The sequence below is a fragment of the Moorena sp. SIO1F2 genome, assembly GCF_010672755.1.
In the GTDB taxonomy this organism is placed as follows: Bacteria; Cyanobacteriota; Cyanobacteriia; order Cyanobacteriales; family Coleofasciculaceae; genus Moorena.
Genome location: NZ_JAAHFV010000046.1, coordinates 23,158 through 29,510 on the forward strand (window position 1 = coordinate 23,158; position 6,353 = coordinate 29,510).

The 6,353-nt window shown below is 44.9% G+C and carries 3 protein-coding genes; 1 reads left to right on the top strand and 2 read right to left on the bottom strand.

Annotated features, from left to right (window positions below):
• The first annotated feature begins 12 nt into the window (after positions 1–12).
• The gene (locus tag F6J94_RS08890; protein WP_293039175.1) at positions 13–1,599 is read left to right on the top strand and encodes a cation:proton antiporter; all 1,587 of its coding nucleotides are present in this window, start codon (positions 13–15) and stop codon (positions 1,597–1,599) included.
• Positions 1,600–1,863: 264 nt separating this feature from the next.
• Here F6J94_RS08890 and F6J94_RS08895 read toward each other — a convergent pair whose 3' ends face one another.
• Entirely contained in the window at positions 1,864–4,215 is a 2,352-nt protein-coding gene (locus tag F6J94_RS08895; protein WP_293039178.1) for a tetratricopeptide repeat protein, read from the bottom strand.
• A 170-nt stretch (positions 4,216–4,385) separates the two neighbouring features.
• Entirely contained in the window at positions 4,386–6,020 is a 1,635-nt protein-coding gene (locus F6J94_RS08900; RefSeq protein WP_293039181.1) for a hypothetical protein, read from the bottom strand.
• Positions 6,021–6,353 lie beyond the last annotated feature (333 nt).

Sequence of the window (6,353 nt, forward strand, 5' to 3'; positions counted from 1 at the left end):
CGAACATTTCGGATGTTAGGCAGTACAATTTGGATCTTATTGATGGGCTTTTTTGGGGGTCAACTTGCCCGTCGGTTGGGAGCACCTCCTTTGATTGGCATGATTGTGGTGGGTATCCTAATCGGACCAGAAGTGGGGGATGCGATCGCACTACAAGTCCTAGTTATTGCTGATGACCTACGCACCTTCGCAGTTATGGTCATTTTAATGCGGGCAGGACTAGGATTGGATATTGAGAAACTCATGGAGCAAGGAACTGTTGCGGTAAGGTTAGGCTTTTTGCCTGCCATCACCGAAGCGATCGCAATAGCTGTTGCTGCCATGATACTGTTTAATTTCGATTTTCCCACTGGATTACTCCTAGGCTGTGTAGTCGGAGCAGAATCCCCCGCCGTGATTGTGCCAGGAATGCTGCGACTCAAAAGTTTAGGCTGGGGCGTAGCTAAAGGGATACCAGATGTGATTCTAACTGGGAGTGCCTTATCCGATGTTTTAGTATTGCTACTCTTCAGTTTGATGGTGAATTTCTTGGCACAGGGAACGATCAACAGTAATGCTCTCCAGTTCCTGCCCCTGCAAGTTCTAATCCAGGTCGCCCTTGGTGTCTTAATTGGATATATCGCTGCTCAGTTAATTATTTTTATAATAACCAAACAAAAGTGGACCGAAACTATCGTCCAAGATACCTTAATTACCGCAGCACTTGCCTTATTGTTGGTAGTGTTAGCTAAAACTATGCCATACTTTTCTGGCTATTTAGCTACCATGGCAATGGGATTTTTCCTAATACAATTAGACCCTCCCTTAGCACGACGCTTGCGAATGGAGTTTAACCATCTGTGGGTAGTAGCAGAGATTATTCTATTTGTCTTGATGGGAGCTAGTATTCAACTGCGGGTATTAGAAACAACCCTGTTACCTGGCATTTTAATCCTAGCCATTGGGTTATGTATCGGTCGGATGGTCGGGTGGTATCTCTCCACATTGGGAAGTAATTGGACTTGGCGAGAGAAACTGTTTTTGTTGCCCGGAAACTCCGCAAAAGCCACAGTACAAGCAGCCATTGGTGGTATTCCCTTGAGTCAAGGGCTAGAAGGAGGTCAGACAATTTTAGCGATCGCAGCCCTCTCAATTTTGATTACCGCACCCCTAGGGGCTTGGGCAATTCCCACCTTTGCCCCTAAACTCTTATCCCAAGACCCTGTAGACCCCACCAAAGTAACCGTTGCCTCTCATACTCTGCTACTAGCCGCTGTCGATACCTCCAGTTTAGCCACCCACGTATTAACTAAAGTAGCAGATTTAGCAAGACGAAGTAATGGGGAAGTTATTGTTTTACATGTGATCACCACATCAAATCAGTTAGAAGTCAAGCAATTAAAGAACCAAACCAAACGCTTGCTCTTAGATATTCGGCATCAGTTTATTACCGTAACCGGTTCGATTCCCGAAGAAATTGTTCGCATAGCCCAAGAGCATCAAGTAACAGATATAGTGATCGGAAAACGGGGACATCAACCCTGGCAGCAAGTGCTGGTCGGTTCCGTATCTCAGACAGTGTTAGAAACCAGTCCAATTCCAGTAATTTTGGTTGAATAATTAGAACGAACCAAAGTAACTTATCCTAGCAAATAACAATTATTGTAGTGCTCGAAATGCTATCAGGTGCTAGGCTTTAATAAGGACTAAAACCTAACACCTAAAAGCTAACACCTAAAATCTAACATCTTGCCCTAACCCTAAAAACTAAATTAACAGGGTATTAGTACTTAAGCTATCAGCTATCAGCTAATGCGCGTAGCGCAATCGGTGATTTTGAATAAAATAAGCTGAGCGCTGACGGCTGACTGCTGAATACTTACATTAGTACCGCTCCCAATAAGGCTGAAAACCTCGCCGTTTCAGAATATCTACCTCCAGCCGCAGGATGCGATTATCGAGCTTAGGATTAGCTGTCCCTGTAGACTCTTGCTCTTCCGAGTTGAGTCCTTCAAACCGTTGGAGGGCTGTAAACGGAAAATCTTGGGCAACACTTAATTCAGCCAAATTTTGGCGAGCCGATAAATTCTTTGGCTCCAGTTCTAGTATCTGTTTATAAAACCCCGTTGCCTTAGCATAGTGCTGTTGAGTAAAGCTAATCCCTGCCAAAGCTAGTAAGGCACCAATGTTATCAGACTCCCGTTCTAAAATTTCTTCGTAAGCGTTGCTAGCTAATCGCAAATCCTTCAATCCCATAGCCAATTCTCCCTGCACAAAATAGGCATCAATATTATCAGGATTATCCGCAATCCACTCAGCTATTTCAGCTTTAGCTAACTTAGGCTCTCGCTGTGCTAAAACCTGTAGTCGTCGCAATTGTACAGGAGCATTATCTGGTGAGACCTCTAGTAGAGTAATGTACAGGGTTTCTCGTGCTGGGTCAGCAGGCAAAGCACCCACCAAACTCAACAATTCCGGCGGTGGATCAATAGAAGGCTGAGTCTGTAGCCATTGATTGAGTACCCCTTCCGCTTCCTCTTGGTCAATACCTTTAGTTTGATATGCCACACTAGTACGCCCCAGCTGGGCTAATAAATCATTGGGATCGCGAGATACCAGCTGGTCATAGATAACCAGAGCTTTCTGTGGATCACCTTGGGCAATATAGATTCCCGCTAACCCCCGCAAAGCACCATTGAACAAATTATTATTTGGATTACTCTGAATAATTCTCTGATACCGCTGGATACTGGCATTAAGATTTCCCTGGCGACGGTCAATCTCTGCTAGCAATAATTCCGTACTCTGGTCCGATCCACCAGTAGACGTTGCCCTGTAACTATCAATCGCACTTGTTGCCTGGGCTAGTCGATTCTGCTTGATCAAAATCTGAGCAACACGGAAATGCAAAAACGGTACATCTACCCCTGTAGCCAGCAAATCTTGGTAAACACTCAGCAGTTCTGGCTCAGGAGGGTCTAGACGCAACAAAGCTTGGGCTAAATCTCGCTGCTGAGCTGGTTCACTCGGTAGGGTTTGGGTTATCTCAAGCAACCGCTGTCGCCGTTGAGTTCCGGATAACTGTCCCAATTTACCTTCTAGAATAATCTGCTTCACCAACAAGCTTTGGTTATTCGACTTCACCAACAAGCTTTGGTTATTCGACTGCTCCTCGGTCAACTGCTGATAAAGCTGTAGAGCTGAGGCCCACTGGCTTGGTACCTCACTCATCACATCAGCCACTTCCCTGACTAAAGCAACAGATGGCTTTGGTTTTGAGGCCAGTACCTGACGGTAGAGAGTAACCGCGTCTTCGGTTAGGTCAGAGCGACTCTCACGACGACCAATTTCTGAAAGGGCCCGGGCTAAGGGTAAAGCCGCCTCATCCCTCCCTCGCAACGGTTCTAGGACAGACAAAGCTTCTGTCAGTTGCCCAGAAGCTTGATAAGCTTGAGCTAAATCAGCCCGTAGATAGCTATCATTGCCATAGAATTGGGAAAATTGATTGAGCTGAGCTTCCAATACCTGTACCGCCTGAGCAGGATTCCCAGTTTCCCGTAGAGCCAGAGCATAGGCTCCCGCTGCATTTCCCGGAATCGGCTGACCGTTAGCTTGGTAACGATCAAATAGCTCTAGCCCTTGCTGATAGTCACCACTGTAGGTATAGATTTGAGCAGCACCAACAATGATTTCTGGTGTAGGATTGCTCTCCAGCACAATTTCATAATCAGCTAGGGCTTCCGGAAAACGACCTTGGTAGCCCAGCAGTAAAGCCCGCTGAGCACGAACACCAGTATCATTAGGAGTTAGGTTTAATAAAGTGGTTAGGGCTTCAATCCCATCCGCCTGCCATTCAGCACGATAACCTCCCAATTCTCCTACCGCTTCCAGAGCCTCTTTATTGTTTGGGTCGATGGCTAGGACTTGTTGATAAGCAGCCCAAGCATCGGCATCTCGCCCTGCTCGCTGATACGCTATCGCTAGACCTAACCTCCCTTCCTTCGATTGGGGAGAGCCTTTTAGAGCTTGTTCAAAGGTTGCGATCGCATTATCTACCCATCCTTTCTTTAACAGATCGTAACCTCGGCGTACAGCAGAAGTAACTTGTGCTTGGAGCGCTGGTACCACCGATTCAACTGGGCTGAAGATTAATACTCCTGCTAACCCAAAAACCATCAAAAAGACCCACCAACGCTGCCAGTATAAATTTTTTTTGCCAAGAGAATCGTTATTCATTGGTCAAAAGCATGAAGGATAAACTATCAAGCATGAAGGATAAACTATCAAGCATGAACTATCAAGGCTGAATCAGTGTTTATGTTCTATCTATGTCAGCAATTCTATTAGCGAGTAGCTTGAAAAACCTATTACTCATTACTCAGGACTGATTACTGAGCACTCAGCACTCAATCCCACAGATCACTCACATCAAAATCAGCCCTGACTCGAACACCAAGAATTGTATCTGAAAACTCATCTCGTCCTTGCAAAGTCACACCTGCACGCACATTAGGTGAAACACGCACGTCATAGAACAATTCCCAAACATCTGGTACTTTATTACCTTGGTCCCGGCGCAAGTCATCATTAGACAATTGCCGACCATAGCCAAGCCCTAGTCGGTCATCATCCATAAACAAATCTAAGAAGTTCAGACCCACACTGTAGGTATCCCCGCTTTTATCTAAATCAAGATTTTCGTACCAACCATAGCGCCCAAACAGTCCCATCTTGAGGGCAGGAATATATAGTTCTCCGTTAATACCGTAAGCTTGTTCGCGGTCAGAGGACTTCGGACCAAACTCGTTATCCCCTCGGTTCAAAGAAAAAATTTCCTGGAATCCATCTTTCTGAGCATCCCGAGCCGATAGGTAAGTCCCCCGAATGATGGCTGTACCTACCCGGAAAGCTAGCTCTGAAGAAAACCCATCAAACGCAAAATCATCCAGGTCTCGGTCTGAAGAAAAGCCCGCAGCTCTTACTTCCAGGTTGTCGGTTAAATTCCAGTTGAGCAGTACCCCCGGACGAGACGCAATACCAGCTGCTGCCAGAGCAGGATTCGTCTGAAACACCGGGTTAAAGAAATGGGTCGTACTATCTTTAGCAAAGCTATTGCGGTCAAAATAAGATGTCAAATCCATTAGACCAACCACAAAGCGCAGATTAGAATAGCTAGGCACAGAAGTCGTAAAGTAAAGTTCATTGAGACTTAATCCCGTTTCCTCGGTGTCGGAAAAGCCCTCCCCAGTGGTGAGGTCAACTGTGGCACCAAACAAAGCATGGGGAGAAAGGGGATAAGTTCCTTGCAGCCGTAGTCTCGCTGATGTGTCTTCCTGATTCACCAAGGCACCTTGTACGTTTAGGGTCGGAGCTAACGGGTTATCATCCTTAGGGTCAATCTCTGGAATTAATTGACGCTCTGGTGCTTCCTCAAAGTTGGTTTGTGCCAGCTTCTTAGGCTCAATCGATACCCAATCATCTTCACTGGGGTGGAAGCTCTTAGGGTCATATTGCTTGGATAAACCTACAGTCCTATCAAAGTCCCTCAGGCAGCTTTCGTTTGTGTAGCCACAACCAAATTCTTGTCCGCTACTAACCGAGTAGTATTGGCTGTTCGGGTTTGCTTGAAACCTAGCCCTCATCCTCGTGCATGAATCCTTAACAGCCCAGTCCTCCTGGGCCTTTTCAGACAAATTTGTAGAGTTGAACCTGTCGAGCCGGTCTTGGTCTGTGTTGCTCCAGACGTTATTCTGTGATGGTTTCGAGGTTTCGCTCTTAGGGCTAAGAGGTTTTTCCGAAACAATTTGATCCGGAAGACTAAGACATAGCCCCGAAAAATGAGCATAGGCTGGTTCTGTTTTCAGACTAGCAACACCTAACAAAAGTGATAGGGTGATCGGGGCTATAAAACCCCATTTGGCTAAGGGGGAAGTCGAGGCAATGGATAATAAGAAGTAACTTAGCCCAACCGAACGCTTTAAGGCGCTCATACTTGGTTGATTAGGATCAATAGCAATAGGGATTTGATTTATGTCTATCATGAGCACCACAATCAATTAAATATAACTGTGCTTAGTTCACATTTATAGGGAATAAACGTTGTTTTAGCAGCAGATAAAATATTATCCGTTTTTTTTTCGGTATAGATAATTATGTAGGTTATATAATTACGAATCTTGATTACTTTGTTCAAAGTATTAGGGTGAATTTTATATCACAAGGTTTGGTAATTAATCCATGTTATTATACCAATGCTAATAGACTTGATATCACTCTCAAATTCATACAACAAAAAAAATAAATAATTGCTTATTAGGAGATAGTTAACGCCCAATTATTCATCATATAAATAATAGATATGGTTGAAATAGCCG